Source organism: Actinomadura opuntiae (assembly GCF_030283205.1).
Classification (GTDB): domain Bacteria; phylum Actinomycetota; class Actinomycetes; order Streptosporangiales; family Streptosporangiaceae; genus Spirillospora.
The window spans coordinates 30,596-46,552 of the sequence record NZ_JASNWF010000038.1; the positions used below are offsets into that span (position 1 = coordinate 30,596).

At 73.6% G+C, this 15,957-nt stretch carries 15 protein-coding genes; 10 read left to right on the forward strand and 5 right to left on the reverse strand.

Translation table 11 applies throughout. The annotated features are described in order from the left end of the window. Positions 1-3: 3 nt before the first annotated feature. From QP089_RS46205 to QP089_RS46215, 3 genes are all read left to right on the forward strand, one after another. On the forward strand, positions 4-525 hold the full coding sequence (locus QP089_RS46205) for a gamma carbonic anhydrase family protein (protein ID WP_285920957.1): 522 nt from the start codon (positions 4-6) through the stop codon (positions 523-525). Between the two features lie 16 nt (positions 526-541). Beyond that, positions 542-1,408 carry an amidohydrolase family protein gene (locus tag QP089_RS46210; protein ID WP_285920958.1) on the forward strand — a complete coding sequence of 289 codons (867 nt, stop codon included), beginning with the start codon at positions 542-544 and terminating at the stop codon, positions 1,406-1,408. Between the two features lie 127 nt (positions 1,409-1,535). Beyond that, the gene (locus tag QP089_RS46215) at positions 1,536-1,724 is read left to right on the forward strand and encodes a hypothetical protein (RefSeq protein ID WP_285920959.1); all 189 of its coding nucleotides are present in this window, start codon (positions 1,536-1,538) and stop codon (positions 1,722-1,724) included. Positions 1,725-1,806: 82 nt separating this feature from the next. Here QP089_RS46215 and QP089_RS46220 read toward each other — a convergent pair whose 3' ends face one another. The 3 genes from QP089_RS46220 to QP089_RS46230 all read right to left on the reverse strand — a co-directional run bounded on the left by QP089_RS46220 (position 1,807) and on the right by QP089_RS46230 (position 5,450). Beyond that, positions 1,807-2,544: a Crp/Fnr family transcriptional regulator gene (locus QP089_RS46220; protein ID WP_285920960.1), complete on the reverse strand. Its 738-nt coding sequence runs from the start codon at positions 2,542-2,544 to the stop codon at positions 1,807-1,809. Between the two features lie 369 nt (positions 2,545-2,913). Continuing rightward, positions 2,914-3,834 (reverse strand): 5'-3' exonuclease, encoded by a 921-nt coding sequence (locus QP089_RS46225; protein ID WP_285920961.1) that lies wholly within the window; start codon positions 3,832-3,834, stop codon positions 2,914-2,916. A gap of 95 nt (positions 3,835-3,929) precedes the next feature. Beyond that, positions 3,930-5,450, reverse strand: coding sequence for a SpoIIE family protein phosphatase (locus tag QP089_RS46230; protein WP_285920962.1), 1,521 nt, complete (start codon positions 5,448-5,450; stop codon positions 3,930-3,932). Between the two features lie 217 nt (positions 5,451-5,667). Between QP089_RS46230 and QP089_RS46235 the strand changes: the two genes are divergently transcribed. The 5 genes from QP089_RS46235 (at position 5,668) to QP089_RS46255 (ending at position 11,967) form a co-directional block, all read left to right on the forward strand. Next, positions 5,668-6,777 (forward strand): M24 family metallopeptidase, encoded by a 1,110-nt coding sequence (locus tag QP089_RS46235; protein WP_285920963.1) that lies wholly within the window; start codon positions 5,668-5,670, stop codon positions 6,775-6,777. A gap of 232 nt (positions 6,778-7,009) precedes the next feature. Further along, positions 7,010-8,233, forward strand: a complete 1,224-nt coding sequence (locus QP089_RS46240; protein ID WP_285920964.1) for an ABC transporter ATP-binding protein — start codon at positions 7,010-7,012, stop codon at positions 8,231-8,233. Positions 8,234-8,236: 3 nt separating this feature from the next. Next, the gene (locus tag QP089_RS46245) at positions 8,237-9,577 is read left to right on the forward strand and encodes an ABC transporter substrate-binding protein (RefSeq protein ID WP_285920965.1); all 1,341 of its coding nucleotides are present in this window, start codon (positions 8,237-8,239) and stop codon (positions 9,575-9,577) included. An 18-nt stretch (positions 9,578-9,595) separates the two neighbouring features. Continuing rightward, complete coding sequence (locus QP089_RS46250) at positions 9,596-10,981, forward strand: carbohydrate ABC transporter permease (RefSeq protein ID WP_446474151.1); 1,386 nt, start codon at positions 9,596-9,598, stop codon at positions 10,979-10,981. Beyond that, positions 10,978-11,967: a carbohydrate ABC transporter permease gene (locus QP089_RS46255; protein WP_285920966.1), complete on the forward strand. Its 990-nt coding sequence runs from the start codon at positions 10,978-10,980 to the stop codon at positions 11,965-11,967. The genes QP089_RS46250 and QP089_RS46255 overlap by 4 nt, the downstream gene beginning before the upstream one ends. Positions 11,968-12,054: 87 nt before the next feature. On the opposite strand, the gene QP089_RS46260 is transcribed toward QP089_RS46255, so the two are convergent. Further along, on the reverse strand, positions 12,055-13,296 hold the full coding sequence (locus QP089_RS46260; RefSeq protein ID WP_285920967.1) for an ABC transporter ATP-binding protein: 1,242 nt from the start codon (positions 13,294-13,296) through the stop codon (positions 12,055-12,057). A 149-nt stretch (positions 13,297-13,445) separates the two neighbouring features. Between QP089_RS46260 and QP089_RS46265 the strand changes: the two genes are divergently transcribed. After that, the gene (locus tag QP089_RS46265; protein ID WP_285920968.1) at positions 13,446-14,468 is read left to right on the forward strand and encodes a LacI family DNA-binding transcriptional regulator; all 1,023 of its coding nucleotides are present in this window, start codon (positions 13,446-13,448) and stop codon (positions 14,466-14,468) included. Positions 14,469-14,543: 75 nt separating this feature from the next. Beyond that, entirely contained in the window at positions 14,544-14,984 is a 441-nt protein-coding gene (locus QP089_RS46270; protein WP_285920969.1) for an Lrp/AsnC family transcriptional regulator, read from the forward strand. A gap of 34 nt (positions 14,985-15,018) precedes the next feature. On the opposite strand, the gene QP089_RS46275 is transcribed toward QP089_RS46270, so the two are convergent. After that, positions 15,019-15,948: a TIGR03619 family F420-dependent LLM class oxidoreductase gene (locus QP089_RS46275; RefSeq protein ID WP_285920970.1), complete on the reverse strand. Its 930-nt coding sequence runs from the start codon at positions 15,946-15,948 to the stop codon at positions 15,019-15,021. Positions 15,949-15,957: the final 9 nt, after the last annotated feature.

Below are 15,957 nucleotides of genomic sequence, written 5' to 3' on the forward strand. Positions count from 1 at the left end.
CGCATGGCCGTCTACGCGCTGGGAGACCAGGTCCCCGACATCCATCCGACCGCGTACGTCCATCCGGGCGCGACCGTCATCGGGTCGGTGACCCTCGGCGAGGGCGCGACCGTCTGGCCGGGGGCCGTGCTGCGCGGCGACTACGGCTCCATCACCGTCGGCGCCCGCACCTCCGTCCAGGACGGCACCGTCGTGCACACCACCGAGGAGTGGCCGACCGTCATCGGCGCCGACTGCGTCGTCGGCCACAACGCCCACCTCGAGGGCTGCGTCGTCGAGGACCGCTGCCTCATCGGCTCCGGCTCGGTCGTGCTGAACCGCGCCCGCGTCGGCACCCGCGGCGTCGTGGGCGCCGGCGCCGTCGTCACCGAGGACGGCGCCGTCCCCGCCGGCCACACCGCGCTCGGCGTCCCCGCCAAGGCCAGGCCCGGCGGCATCGACGAGAAGTGGCACGCCGAGGCGGTCGCGATGTACGTCGCCAACGGCCGCCGCTACGCCGCCGAGCTCGAGCAGATCCGGCCCTGACGCGGGGGAGGCGCACATGCTCGACGGACGGCCCCTCATCGACGCCCACGTCCACACCGCGCGGCTGCCGACCCTGCCCCCGGCGTGGCGGCAGTGGGCCGAGGAGTTCGGCTCCGCGCACCCCTGGCAGGACCTCTACGACGACTCCGGCACCCTCGTCCCCGAACGCGTCGACGCCTACTTCGAGGCCGAGGGCGTCGACGTCGCGCTGCTGCTGTGCGAGTACAGCCCCAAGACCACCGGGTACCAGCCCATCGAGGACCTGGTCCCGCTGCTCAAGCACAACCCGCGCCGGTTCAAGCCGATCGCCAACCTCAACCCGCACCTGCACTACCCGATCGACGCCGAGCTGGAGCGCCAGCTCGGCTTCGGCGCCGTCGCGCTCAAACTGCACCCCGTGCACGGCGGGTTCAGTGTCGCCGACCCCGACCTGTACCCGGCGTACGCGGTGTGCCGGGACGCGGGCGTCCCGGTCGTCGTGCACTGCGGCACCAGCTCGTTCCCCGGCTCGGCCAACCGGTACGCCGACCCGACGCCGATCGACGACGTGCTCCGCCACTTCCCGGGCCTGACGTTCGTCCTCGCCCACGGCGGCCGCGGCTGGTGGTACGACGCCGCCGCGTTCCTCGCGCTGTCCCGCGAGGAGGTCTGGATCGAGCTGTCGGGGCTGCCGCCGCGCCGGCTCCCCGAGTACTACGCCCGGCACGACCTGAAGCGGCTGGCGCGCAAGTTCGTGTTCGGCACCGACTGGCCCGGCGTCCCCGGCATCGCCCGCAACGCCCGCGCCATCGCCGACCTCGGGCTGGACGAGGAGACCGTGTCGCTCGTCCTCGGCGGCAACGCCATGCGCGTCTACCCGGGGATCGCCGCCGGACCGGAATAGGGACACGACGCGATCGGCTGATTGGGATGTCCGAAAAGGGGACGCGGTTTCACGAGCGCGCAACCGGTGATCGTTGCGGCGACCAGCGGGGCGCCCAGCGCTCCTCGACCCCCCATCGGAGGACCGCATGCTCGCGATCGTCGCCGCGATCGTCTTCGCACTCGCCCTGCTCTTCGACCTGGCCGACATCTCCTCGGACGCCATCAACAACGGGACGCTGACCGTCCTCGGCCTGCTGCTGCTGTCGCTGCACTTCGCGGGCGTCGGCACCGGCCGGGACTGGCGCAGCTACACGCGCCGCCGCCGGCGCCGCTGACCGGCCCGCAAACGCCGCGCCCGGCGCCGTGACACCTCAAAAAATCTACAATGTAAAGGCGCCGGGCCGCGGCACCGGTCCCTCACTCGTCCGGCTCGTACGCGAACGCGCGCAGGGCGTCCGGCGCCACCACCGTGATCTTCCGGCGGCCCGTGCGCACCAGGCCCTCGCGGCGCAGCGCCGCGAGCGCGCGGGCGACGGTCTCGCGGGAGGCGTCCATCCAGCTGCCCAGCTCCTCCTGCGACAGCGGCGGCCCGATGTCGACCGAGCCGTCCGCGGCGGGCGGGGCGTAGCGCGCCGACAGCTCGGCGAGATGCGACAGCAGCATCGCCAGCCGCCGCGGACCCTGCGCCGACACGTTCGCCTGCACGCGGCGGTCCGCGTCGTCCAACCGCCGCACGAACGTGCCGCTGACCAGCAGCCACACCCCGGGGTGGGCGTCCAGGAACGCGGTGAAGCGGGCGGCCGGGACCACCAGCGCGCGGATCGCGGTCAGCGCCGTCACGGTCGCCGACCGCTGCCGGCTGCCGAGCACCGCGCTCTCGCACACCAGGTCGCCGGGACCGCGCACGGCCAGCACCACCTCGTGGCCGTCGGTCGTCGCCGACGTCGCCTTCGCCCAGCCGGACCGGATGACGATGATGTGGTCGGAGTCCTCGCCCTGGTAGCACAGCGGGGCCTTCGCCGGGTAGGTGCGCGGCCGGGCCGCCGCCTCCAGCGCGGCGCGCTGCGCGGGATCGAGCTCGCCCCAGAAGCCCTCGCCGCGGCCGGGCGGGGAGGGCGCGGCGACTCCGCCGCGCGGTGGGGTCCTGGTGTTCACGGGGTGCCGGCTTTCCGAGCCCCGCCGGGCTCACGGGTCGGGACGGTCGGCCGGCGCGCGCCGCTGCGCGCCGGCTGGTGAACCGGTATCCGCGGCAGATGGGGGGAGTGGGGCGGTGAGGCCCAGTGCCGCGGATACCGGTCCGCTCGTGCGGCCGCCGCGGCCCGACCGGGCGCCCGGTCGACGGCCGTCATCGCCCGTCCCGCGGCGGCGTGCGTGCTCTCCGCATGTCCCTGGGAGAACCCCTCATTGAGCCACATGCTGCGCGCGCGGACGCGCCCCGTCTGCGTCATCTGACACTTTCGGGGAAAATTGCAGCCGAGATTTCTCCGCGCCGGGACCCGGCCGCGCCCCCGGTGCCGCCGGAGGCTAGCGGGAGAGGGCGTTCAGCAGCCGGTTGACGGGGCTGGAGAGGTTCCAGGTGTCGGCGAGCTCCAGCAGGGCCTCGGCGTCCCGCGGCTCCGAGGGCAGCCGGTCGTCGAGCTTCGCCAGCTCCGGCGCGTCGATGTCGGTGACGACCCGGACCACGGTCTCGGCGGACGCCAGGTACTCCCGCGCCGCCTCCATCCGCTTGCGGGCGCCCGCCGGGAACCCGTCGGTGATTCCCGCGTCCAATGCCGCGAGGATGCCGTCGACCGACCCGAACCGGGTGATCAGCGCGGCGGCGGTCTTGTCGCCGACGCCCGGCACGCCCGGCAGCCCGTCGCTCGGGTCGCCGCGCAGCGTCGCGTAGTCGCCGTAGCCGCGGCCGGGGATGCCGTACTTGGCCGCCACCTCCGCCTCGTCCATCACCTGCAGGTTCCGGATGCCGCGCGCGGTGTACAGCACCGACACCGGAGCGGTGTCGTCGACGAGCTGGAACAGGTCGCGGTCGCCGGTGACGATGTCGACCGGGCCGTCGGCCGCGCCCCGCACCGCCAGGGTGCCGATGACGTCGTCGGCCTCGTAGCCCGCGACGCCCACGCGGGCGAGCCCGACGGCGTCCAGCACCGCGTCGATCACCGGCAGCTGCGCCTCCAGCGCGTCGGGGGTCTGGTCGCCGCCGTCGTCGGCGACCCGGTGCGCCTTGTAGGACGGCAGCGCCTCGACCCGGAACGCGGGCCGCCAGTCGGCGTCCATGCAGCAGACCAGGCGGTCGGGGGAGCGGTCCTGGACGAGCCGCGCGATCATGTCGATCAGCCCGCGGACGGCGTTCACCGGCGTCCCGTCCGGCGCCGTCACCGACTCGGGCACCCCGTAGAAGGCGCGGAAGTACAACGACGGCGTGTCCAGCAGCATCAGCCCGCTCATGGGCTCATGCTGCCACGCGGCCCCGACATCGCGGCGGCGCCACGTCACATGCGCCGCCACGTCACACGAACCGACGCGTCACACGAACCGACGCGTCACACGACCTGGACGGCGAGCACGCAGGTGTCGTCGTCGGGGTTGGCGGCGCCCAGCGAGCGGAGCACGTGGTCGATGACCGCGTCAGGTCCGGCGCCCGGACGCTCGCGGACGGCGGCGAGCAGCATCCGGAACCCGTCGGCGACGTCGCGGTCGCGGCGCTCGACGAGGCCGTCGGTGTAGAACAGCAGCAGGTCGCCGGGGTGCAGCCGGGTGATGACCGACTCCAGGTCCGGGGAGTCCAGCGCGCCGAGCAGCACGCCCTCGGGCGCCTCCAGCAGCTCCGCCGCGCCGCCGCGCAGCAGCAGCGGCGGCGGATGCCCGGCCCGAGCCCAGGTCAGCACGCGCGGGCCCGGCTCGTAGCGGGCGGCGACGGCGCCGGCGGTCAGCGGCCGGTCCCGGCCGCGCGCGGGCGCGTCCAGCGGCGACGGGTTCAGCAGCATCCGGTTCAGCGACGCCAGCAGCCGGTCGGGGGCCGCGCCGGTGCACGCCAGCCCGCTGAGGGCGCCCCGGACCCGCGCCATGGCCGCCGCGGCGGCCGGCCCGTGCCCGGACACGTCGCCGATCGCCAGGAACACCTCGTCCCGCGACAGCGCGGTCGCCTCGTACCAGTCGCCGCCGACCCGCGTCTCGCTGCACGCGGGCAGGTAGCGGACGGCGGCGCGCAGCCCGGGCAGCTCGCGGGGGCCTCGGGGCAGCGGCAGCAGGGCCCGCTGGATCTCCACGGCGGTGTGCCGCTCCTCGGCGATCCGGCGGCGCCGGCGCGCCAGCTGCAGGCGGGTCGCGGCCATCAGCTCGCCGCGGCACCGCGGCGAGGCGTCCTGGAAGACGATGTGGAGCGCGGCCGGTTCGCCGCCGGCGTCCAGGACGGGCTCGGCCATCACCCGCAGGTGCCGGACGGCGCCCCCGGCGCGGACGCGCAGCTCCACGTCGGCGGGCTCGTGCCGGGCGAGCAGGGTGCGCATGAGGTGCTCGGCGTGCGGCAGGTCGGCGGGGACGACGTGGTCGGCGAGCCGTTCCAGCGGCGGCGGCCCGGCCGCGCGGTCCCGTCCGAACAGCTCGTACAGCCGGGCCGACCAGCGGGCCTCCCCGGTGGTCAGGTCCCAGCGGCCCCAGCCGAGGTCGCCGAGCCGCTGCACGAGCGCGAGCTGCGCCGCGAGGTCGCCGGCGTCGCCGGGGCCGGCGGCGGGCGCGGCGGCGTCCGGGCCGCCCCGTGCCTCCGGGGCCGCGCGCGGTGCCTCCGGGGCCGCGCGCGGCTCCGGGACGTCACCGGGGTCCGGGCGCTCGCCGGGCAGGTCGGGGTCGGCGCCGACCAGCAGCGCGGCGGCCGCCTCCGGCTCCATCCCGGCGTCGGCGGCCAGGTCCAGCAGATGGTCGTAGGCGGTCTCCACGTCGCGGCCGAGCCGCTCGGCCAGCATGCCCTTGGCCTGCTCGACGACGGCGACGACGCGGGCCGCCGCGGGATCGGCGGCGGGCGCTCGCGGCTCCTCGGGACGGGCGGCGTCTCGGTCCTGCCGCATCGGCTCAGCCCCGGCGGGCGGGCGCGGGCGGGCCGGAGCGGCGGCGGCCCGGCATTGTTGGGATCCTGGTGCGGTATCCGAGGCGGTGCGAGCTGTGTCGGAGCACGGACAGAATGTAACAGGAGCAGGTCACAGGGGAGGAGGAAGCGGTGCTCCACGGCGCGGCCCGCGCCTTGCGGCGGGGCGGCCCGGCACCGCGACCGGTATGGAGACGGATGTGACAACGGAGTTGTATCCGCGCGAGCGCCTCGGACGGGTGCGGGAGGCGACCGCGAAGGCGGGCCTCGGCGCGGTGCTGCTGACGCCCGGCCCGGACCTGCGCTACGTCGCCGGGTACGACGCCAAGCAGCTCGAGCGGCTCACCTGCCTGGTGGTGCCGGCCGACGGCGAGGCGTTCCTGGTCGTGCCGCGGCTGGAGCTGCCGGCGGCGCAGGAGTCGCCCGCGGGCTCGCTCGGCGTCGAGCTGGTGCCGTGGGACGAGACCGACGACCCGTACGCGCTGGTCGCCCGCCGGCTGCCGGGCGGCCTGGCGTCGGTGGGCGTCGCCGACCGGATGTGGGCGGCGATGGCGCTGCGGTTCCGCGCGGCGATGCCGGGCGCCGACCAGGTCGCCGCGGGCGGCGTGCTGCGCGAGCTGCGGATGCGCAAGAGCGCGGCCGAGGTGGCGGCGCTGCGCGAGGCCGGCGCGGCGATCGACCGGGTGCACCGCCGCGTCCCGGACCTGCTGCGGGCCGGGCGGTCCGAGCGGGAGGTCGGCCGGGACATCGCCGAGGCGATCATCGACGAGGGGCACGCGGCGGTCGACTTCGTCATCGTCGGGTCGGGCCCGAACGGCGCGAACCCGCACGCCGAGCTGTCGGACCGGGTGATCCGGCGCGGCGAGCCGGTGGTCGTCGACATCGGCGGGACGATGCCGAGCGGCTACTGCTCGGACTCCACCCGCAACTACTGCGTGGGCGAGCCGCCCGCCGACTACGCCGCGTACTTCGCGGTGCTGCAGGAGGCGCAGCGGGCCTCTTGCGAGGCGGTCCGGCCGGGCGTGACGCCGGAGGCGGTGGACGCGGCGGCCCGCGACGTCATCGCGGCGGCGGGGCACGGCGAGCACTTCTTCCACCGCACCGGGCACGGCATCGGCCTGGAGTCGCACGAGGACCCCTACATCGTGGCGGGCAACCGCGAGCCGCTGGAGCCGGGGATGGCGTTCTCGATCGAGCCGGGTATCTACCCGGGCCCGCACGGCGCCCGCATCGAGGACATCGTCGTGTGCACCGAGGACGGGTACGAGCCGATGAACGTGACCGAGCGGGGTCTGGTGGTCGTCCGCTGAGCCACCGGCCTCCCCGGCGTCCGGGGACGGGCGCGCGAGGGCGCGGACGGGTTTCCGTCCGCGCCCTCCGCTTGTTTCCGGTCGGCGGAAAATGACCCGGAAACGGGTCGGTAACGATCTCTGTACCAAATGCGTCTGCCGGTGCCGCGCGTATTGCGATCCGCCCGCCCCGCCCTGTACCACCTTGTTTCGAGTTACGCCGGGGTAGCGCTTGTCAAGCAGAGGAGACGCCGTGGCAGAGGTCGACCTGACCAGCGTCGGGAAGGTCTATCCCGACGGGACGCGGGCCGTGACCGACCTGAACCTCAGCATCGCCGACGGGGAGTTCCTGGTCCTGGTCGGACCGTCGGGGTGCGGCAAGACGACCGCGCTGCGCATGGTCGCCGGCCTGGAGGACATCTCCGAGGGCACGGTCACGATCGGCGGCCGGGCCGTCAACCGGGTCCCGGCCCGCGACCGCGACGTCGCCATGGTCTTCCAGAGCTACGCCCTCTACCCGCACCTGTCGGTGCGCGACAACATCGGGTTCGGGCTGTCGCTGCGCAAGCTGCCCAAGGCCGAGATCCGCGAGAAGGTCGACCGCGCCGCCGAGATCCTCGGCCTCACCGACCACCTGGACCGCAAGCCCCGCAACCTGTCGGGCGGCCAGCGGCAGCGGGTGGCGATGGGCCGCGCGATCGTCCGCGAGCCGCAGGCGTTCCTGATGGACGAGCCGCTGTCCAACCTCGACGCCAAGCTGCGCGTCCAGATGCGCGCGGAGATCGCCCGCATCCAGCGCGACCTCGGCGTCACCACGATCTACGTCACGCACGACCAGACCGAGGCGATGACGCTCGGCGACCGGGTCGCGGTGATGAAGAAGGGCGAGCTCCAGCAGGTGGCACCGCCGCAGGAGCTCTACGACCGGCCGGCGAACCTGTTCGTCGCCGGCTTCATCGGCTCACCCGCCATGAACCTGCTGCACGGCACGCTGTCCGGGGACGCGGCGAACCCGCGCCTGGAGATCGGCGGCCAGACCCTGGCGCTGCCGGCCGGGGTGCTCACCGGGCGCCCCGCCCTCGCGTCCTACCTCGGGCGCGACCTCGTGGTCGGCATCCGTCCCGAGGACATGGAGGACTCCGAGCTCGTGGACGCGCCCGAGGGGTCCGGGCTGACCTCCACCGCCGACCTGGTGGAGGCGATGGGCTCGGACGTGCTGGTCCATTTCGCGGTCGAGGCCGCCCAGGTCGTCACCGAGGACACCAAGGAGCTCGCCCGCGACGCGGGGACCGACGTGCTGGGCCACATGGAGCGGCCCCGCACGGACCTCGTCGCGAGGTTCAGCCCCCGCACCCGCGTGAAGGTCGGCGACCCGGTGACGATCCGCGTCGACACCGGGCGCCTGCACTTCTTCGATATCGAGTCCGGCGCGTCGATCTGGGGATCGGACGCGGCCGGGTCCGCTCAGGAAGGATGAGGGATGAGGGTCAGCAGAGGCATGGGGCGCCGGACGGTGGGGGCCGCCGTCGCGGCGGGACTCCTGCTGTCGGCCGCCGCCGCGTGCGGCGGCGGAGACGACGACAAGGGGAGCGGCTCGAAGTCCTCGGCCGGGGGGACGGAGCTCAAGGGCGTCACCGTCTCGGTGGCCGCCAAGTGGACCGGGACGGAGGAGACCAACTTCCGCAAGGTCCTGCAGGCGTTCGAGAAGAAGACGGGGGCGACCGTCCAGTACGCCTCCACCGGTGAGAACACCGACGCCTACCTCGGGCCGAAGCTGGCCGCGCACAACCCGCCGGACGTGGCGATCCTGCCGCAGCCGGGCCTGATGCAGCAGTACGCCGCCAAGGGCGACCTCAAGCCGCTGGCCCCCGACGTGGTGTCGGAGGTGTCGCAGAACTTCTCGCCGTACTGGAAGGACCTCGGCTCCTACCAGGGCAAGACCTACGGCGTGATCGCCAAGGCGGCCTACAAGTCGATCATCTGGTACCGGCCGCAGGCGTTCTCCGACGCCGGCGTGCAGCCCCCGGCGACCTGGGCGGACCTGGTGAAGGGCGCCGGCACCCTGCAGGACTCCGGCACCACCCCGTTCACGCTGGCCGCCGGCCCGCAGGACTCCTGGACGCTGACCGACTGGTTCGAGAACGTCTACCTCTCGCAGGCCGGCCCCGACAACTACGACAAGCTGGCCAAGCACGAGATCAAGTGGACCGACCCGACGGTCGCCAAGGCGCTGCAGACGCTCGCCGAGATCTGGGGCAAGCCGCAGTTCCTCAACGGCGGCCTCGCCACCGCGACCAAGACCAAGTTCGACGAGTCGATCACGCAGGTGTTCGGCCAGAGCAAGGCCGCGATGGTCTACGGCGGCGACTTCGCCGCCGCCAACATCGGCACCACCAAGGCCAAGGTCGGCACCGACGCCAAGGTGTTCGCCTTCCCCAAGGCCGGTGACACCGCCCCGGCGGTCATCGGCGGCGACGTCGCGGTCGCGATGAAGGACGGCAAGGGCGCGCAGGCGCTGATGAAGTTCCTCGCCTCCCCGGAGGCCGGCAAGGTCTGGGCCGGGCTCGGCGGCTACCTCACGCCGAACAAGGCGGTGCTGCCGGACGCCTACTCCGACCCGATCGCCAAGCAGCTGATCCAGCAGATGCAGCAGGCCGGCGACAACGCCCGCTACGACATGTCCGACCTGACGCCGGCCGCGTTCGGCGCGACGCCCGGCGCCGGCGAGTGGGAGGCGCTGCGCCAGTTCGTGAGCAAGCCGACCGACGTCAAGGGCACGCAGGCCAAGCTGGAGGCCGCGGCCGCCAAGGCCTACAAGTAGGGGAGCGGACGACCCCGGATGAAGCCTTCGAATGAGGGGGTGCCGCCGGCCGCCACGGCCGGCGGCGCCGCCGCCGTCACCGTCCCGGCAGCCCCTGGGCGCGGGCGCGGCGCGCGCGAGCGGCTGACGCCGCCGTCCTGGCTGGCGATGCTGTTCCTGCTGCCCGCGCTGGTGCTGCTCGGCTTCCTGGTCGTGTACCCGATCGTCTACTCGGTGATCCGCAGCTTCTTCGACGCCTCGGGCGGCTCGTTCGTCGGCCTCGACAACTACACCGGGGTGTTCCAGGGGCACGACAACCTCGTCGCGGTGCGCAACACCGTGGTGTGGGTCGTGGTCGCGCCCACGATCGTGACCATCATCGGGCTGTTCTTCGCCGTGCTCACCGAGCGGATCCGGTGGGCGACGGCGTTCAAGCTCGTGGTGTTCATGCCGATGGCGATCTCGTTCCTCGCCTCCGGCGTGATCTTCCGGCTGGTGTACCAGCAGGACCCCGACCAGGGGGTGGCGAACGCGGCGCTGGTCGCGATCCACGACACCTTCTCGCCGGGCACCAGCTACCCGGGCGCGGGCCCGCGCACGGGCGGCGACCAGCTCGTCCACCAGCAGGGCGGCGCGGTGCTGTCCTCCCGCCCGGTGGCGGCGGGGCAGACCGCGCTGCTCCCGCTGGTGAAGGTCAAGCCCGAGTACCTGCCGAAGGACGCCAAGCCGGCCGCGCAGCCGCCGGCGGCGAAGGACGGGCAGGTGACCGGGGCGGTCTGGTTCGACTTCACCAAGGGCGGCGGCGGCGAGCCGAACAAGCCGAACGCCGGTGAGAGCGGGCTGCCCGGCATCAAGGTCGAGGCGGTGCGCGACGGCAAGGTCGTCGCCAAGGCGACCACCGGCAAGGACGGCACGTTCACGCTGAAGAAGGTGCCGTCCGGCGCGGTGACGGTGCGGCTGCCCAAGAGCAACTTCACCGCCTCCTACGGCGGCGCCGAATGGCTCGGCAGCACCCTGATCACCCCGGCGATCATCGGGTCGTACCTGTGGGTGTGGTCGGGATTCGCGATGGTCCTGATCGCCGCGGGCCTGGCCGCCATCCCGCGCGACGCGCTGGAGGCGGCCCGGGTGGACGGCGCGACCGAGTGGCAGGTGTTCCGGCGGGTGACGATCCCGCTGCTGGCGCCGGTGCTGATGGTCGTGCTGGTCACGCTCGTCATCAACGTGCTGAAGGTCTTCGACCTGGTGTTCATCATCGGCGGCGGCGATCCGAACGCCAACGTGCTGGCGCTGGAGATGTGGACCGAGTCGTTCGGCGGCGGCAACGACCCCGGCGCCGGCAGCGCGATCGCGGTGCTGCTGTTCCTGCTGGTGCTGCCCGCCATGCTGTTCAACATCCGGCGACTGCGGCAGGAGCGCAAATGAGCACCGCGGACGGCACTGACGTCACCCCGGACGGCGCGCCCGGCGACACCGGAGGCACGGGCGGGACCGCCGCCGCGGCCGAGAGGGGCCGCCCGGCGAACGGGGCGGCCGGCGCGCCGCGCCGTGGCCTGGCCGCCCGGCTGGTCGGCCGCGCCGGCGGCACCGTCGCGCAGGTGCTGCTGGTCCTGGTCGCGCTGTTCTGGCTGGTGCCGACGTTCGGCCTGTTCGTGGAGTCGCTGCGCTCCACCGAGGACAACAACGCCGGCGGCTGGTGGAAGGTGTTCTCCCACCCGGCCCAGATCACGACCAGCGCCTACAGCTCGCTGCTGGACAAGCCCGACTTCGTCGACTCGTTCTGGAACACGGTGCTGATCACGGTGCCGGCGACGGTGCTGGTGGTCGCGATCGCGTCGCTGGCGGCGTACGCGTTCGCGTGGCTGGAGTTCCCGGGCCGCGACTGGCTGTTCCTGGTCGTCGTGGCGCTGCTGGTGGTGCCGGTGCAGGTGGCGCTGCTGCCGGTCGCCAAGCTGTACGGCAACATCGACGTCGGCGGGTTCAAGATGTACGGCTCGATCACCGGCGTGGTGCTGTTCCACGTCGCGTTCGGGCTGCCGTTCGCGATCTTCCTGCTGCGCAACTTCTTCGCGGCGATCCCCCGGGACCTGCTGGAGGCGGCGCGGATGGACGGCGGCTCGGAGTGGACGATCTTCCGGCGGGTGATCTTCCCGCTGGGCGGCCCGGCGATCGCCTCGCTCGGCATCTTCCAGTTCCTGTGGGTGTGGAACGACCTGCTGGTCGCCCTGGTGTTCGCCAACACCGGCGCGCAGCCGATGACCAAGTGGCTGCAGTCGCAGATGCGGCAGTTCACCGGCAACATCGACATCCTGGCGCCCGGCGCGTTCCTGTCGCTGGTGGTCCCGCTGGTGGTGTTCTTCGCCTTCCAGCGCTACTTCGTCCAGGGAGTGCTCGCCGGCTCGGTCAAGTAGTCGCCGGGCCGGCGCGGCCCGGCGACGTGAAGGCCCGTGCGGGGCGTCCCCGCACGGGCCTTCACGTCGCCTGCGACCGCTCCGGGGTCAGTCCTTGTTCAGGTTCGGCGCGGCGGCGGCCGCGGCGCCCGGGTGGCCGATCGCCAGGCCGCTCTCCGGGTCGAAGAAGTGCAGCCGCTTGGTGTCCACGGCCAGGTCGATGGCCTGCCCGGGCCGCACGTGCGAGCGGGAGTTGACGCGGGCGGTCCACAGCGCCTTGTTGTCCACCAGCGGGATCGCCATGTCGGCGTCGCCCTCGGCGGCGTCCTCGGCGAGGTCGGCGGTGTCCTTGTGCTCGACGGGCGGCGCGTCGATGGTGAAGATGACGTTGATCTCGCTGCCCAGCTCCTCGGTGACGCTGCTCTTCACCGACATCGGCGCCCAGTCGGGGTTGGCGTGCGCGGCGTCCTCGAAGTCGGAGGGACGCGCGCCGAGGATCACCTCGCGGCCGATGTAGTCGCGCAGCGCGGGCCGGTCGTTGAGCAGCGCGTCCGGTACCGGCAGCGTGAACCCGGCGAAGGAGACCTGCGCGCCGCCGTCGCCGCGGCCGAGCTGCGCCGACACGAAGTTCATCGCGGGCGAGCCGATGAACCCGGCGACGAACAGGTTGACGGGGTTGTCGAACAGCCGCTGCGGGGTGTCGACCTGCTGGAGCTTGCCCTCGCGCAGCACGCACACCCGGGACCCGAGCGTCATCGCCTCGATCTGGTCGTGGGTGACGTAGACGGTGGTGACGCCGAGCCGCTCGTGCAGCTGGCTCAGCGAGGCCCGCATGGAGACGCGCAGCTTGGCGTCCAGGTTGGACAGCGGCTCGTCCATCAGGAACGCCTGCGGCTCGCGGACGATCGCGCGGCCCATCGCGACCCGCTGGCGCTGGCCGCCCGACAGGGCGGCGGGCTTGCGGGCCAGGAACTGCTCGAGGCCGAGCATCTTGGCGGCCTCGCGGACCTTCTGCTTGATCTCCGCCTTCGGCGTGCCGCGCAGCTTTAGCCCGAACGCCAGGTTCTGCTCCACCGTCATGTGCGGGTAGAGCGCGTAGTTCTGGAACACCATCGCGATGTCGCGGTCCTTGGGCGCCAGGTCGTTGACCACCTGGCCGCCGATGGAGATCTTGCCGCCGCTGATCTCCTCCAGGCCGGCGATCATCCGCAGCGCGGTCGACTTGCCGCAGCCGGACGGACCGACCAGCACCATGAACTCGCCGTCCTCGATCGTCAGGTCCAGGCCGTCCACCGCCTTGACCCCGCCCGAGTAGATCTTGTCCACCTGGTCCAGCTTGATCTCGGCCATCCCCGCTCCTTTTTGGAAACGTTTCCCGTCCACCCCTGCCCAGCAGGGCGTTCTCTCAATGGCTGGAGTAAACATCATGGAATCGTTTCCATGGGAGAGTTGATCACGATAAGGTCGGAAACCTCCGGACATCAAGGGGGTGGGCGCCGGTGGCGGACGGCCGGTCGGCGACGATCAAGGACGTGGCGGCCGCGGCCGGCGTCGGCATCGCCACCGTGTCGCGGGTGTTCTCCGGCGGCTCGGTCAGCGCGGCGACCCGCGAGCGGGTGCTGGCCGCGGCCGCCGAGCTGGACTACCGGCCGAGCGCCCTCGGCCGCGGCCTCAAGCTGCGCCGCAGCGGCGGCATCGGCCTCGTCCTGCCCGGCGTCACCGACCCCTTCCACGCCGAGTTGCTCGCCGGCGTGCTGGCCAGCGCCCGCACGCTCGGCGGGCACGTGATCGTGGAGGCGTCCGAGGGCGACCCCGCGCAGGAGGCCGAGATCGTCGACCGGCTCGTCGAGCAGCGGGTGGACGGGATCATCGCGCTGCCCGCCGGGGACGAGGCCGACTGGCGCGCCGCCGTCCGGGTGTGCTCCAGCGTGGTGTTCGCCGACCGGGTGCTGCCGGGGCTGGCGGAGATCCCCGCGGTGCTCGCCGACGACGCCGGCGGCGTCCGCTCGCTGGTGGAGTACCTCGCCGGTCTCGGGCACCGGCGGATCGCCTTCCTCGGCGGGGCCGCGCCCGGCGGGCGGCCCGGCGTGCGGGAGCGGGCGTTCCGCGACGCGCTGGCCCGGCTCGGCGTCCCGGTGGAGGAGGACCTGATCGTCGCGGCCCGGTCCGCGCGCGACGCCGCGTACGCCGCCGCGGCCGGGCTGCTGCAGCGCCGCGCCGACGTGACCGCCGTGCTGGCCGCCGGGCACCTGCTCGGCGAGGCGGCCGTGCTGGTGGCCCGGGAGCTGGACCTGCGCGTCCCCGCCGACGTGTCGATCGCGATGGTCGACGACGTGGCCTGGGCCGAGCTGTGCGACCCGCCGCTGACGGCGGTGGCGCGGCCGGGCCGCGACATCGGCCACCGGGCCTGCGAATTGCTGCTGCGCGACCGGGCCCGGCGGGGCCGCGGCGGGCCCGTCCTGCTGCCGACCGAGCTGGTGGTGCGCGGCAGCTGCGGGGCGCTGCGCGGGGCCCGGCGCTGACCGTCCCGGGGGAAAAGAGCTGATCTGTGATCTGTGCGGGCCCGTTCACCGCCCGTGGCGCGCTAGATTTCCCGCGTGGAGGAGATCGATCGTCAGATCATGGCGCTGCTGGCCGAGGACGGGCGGATGAGTTTCACCGACCTGGCCAAGCGGACGGGCCTGTCGGTGTCCGCGGTGCACCAGCGGGTGCGGCGGCTGCAGAAGCGCGGCGTCATCCGGGGGTTCACCGCCCAGCTGGACAACGAGCAGATCGGGCTGCCGCTCACCGCGTTCGTGTCGATCAAGCCGATCGACCCGGCCGCGCCCGACGACGCGCCCGACCGGCTGGCCCACCTGGAGGCGATCGAGGCGTGCCACTCGGTGGCGGGCGAGGAGAGCTACATCCTGAAGGTGCGCGTCGCGTCCCCCAACGAGCTGGAGGACCTGCTGCAGCAGATCCGGGCGGCGGCGAACGTCGCCACCCGGACCACCGTCGTGCTCAGCACCCCGTGGGAGGGGCGCCGCCCGGCGCTGTGACGCCGGGGCGCGCCCTCCGGTAGCGGTTTCCGTGTCAGGTGCGGGGGGCGAACGCCTCCAGCGCCTCGCGAGCCAGGTACATCGAGTCCCACGGGTCGGCGTCCGGCCCGGTCAGCTCGGGGTCGAAGTTCAGGTCGACGAACAGCTCGGTGACGCCCTGCTCCGCCAGCGCGGCGAAGTCGCCGATGATCTGCTCGTAGGTGCCGGTGAGCGGGCGGCGCTCCCCGTCCGGCGGCGCGGCCTCCTCGGTGCGCACCCGCACCGCGCCCCGGCAGACGAACCGCAGCGCCGCCGCGTCGCGGCCCGCCCGGTCCGCGGCGTCCCGGACGATCGCGATCGAGCGGCCGATCGCGGCCAGCTCGGCGCGGCTGGAGCTGACCCATCCGGCGGCGAGCCGCCCGGCGCGGCGCAGCGCGCCCTCCGACGACCCGCCGAGCAGGATCGGCGGCTCGGGCGCCTGCAGCGGCCGCGGGTCCATGGTGACGGGCGGGACGTCGTAGAACTCGCCGTGGAACTCGCTGACCTCGCCGGGCTCGCCGGTCCACATGGCGCGCAGCGCGGCGATGAACTCCTCGGCGCGGGCGCCGCGCCGGGCCATGGACGCGCCGAGCGCGGCGAACTCCTCGGGCATCCAGCCGTTGCCGAGCCCGAGGTCGAGCCGCCCGCCGGTGACGTGGTCGAGGGTGATCGCCTGCTTGGCGAGCATCGCGGGGGAGTGGAACGGCATGTTCAGCACGGCGACGCCCAGCCGCACCTGGCTGGTGTACCCCGCGAGGTAGGCCAGCGTGACCAGCGGGTCGGGCACGTTGCGGTAGGTCTGGTCGGCCGAGCCGGCCGGGTTGACGACGCGCTGCAGCGTCCACAGGGAGTGGTAGCCGAGCTCCTCGGCGCGCTGCGCGATCAGCACCTGGTTGGCCGGGGTGGACCACGCCCCCGACACCGGTACCGCGAACCCGATCTGCACGGCTCTCCT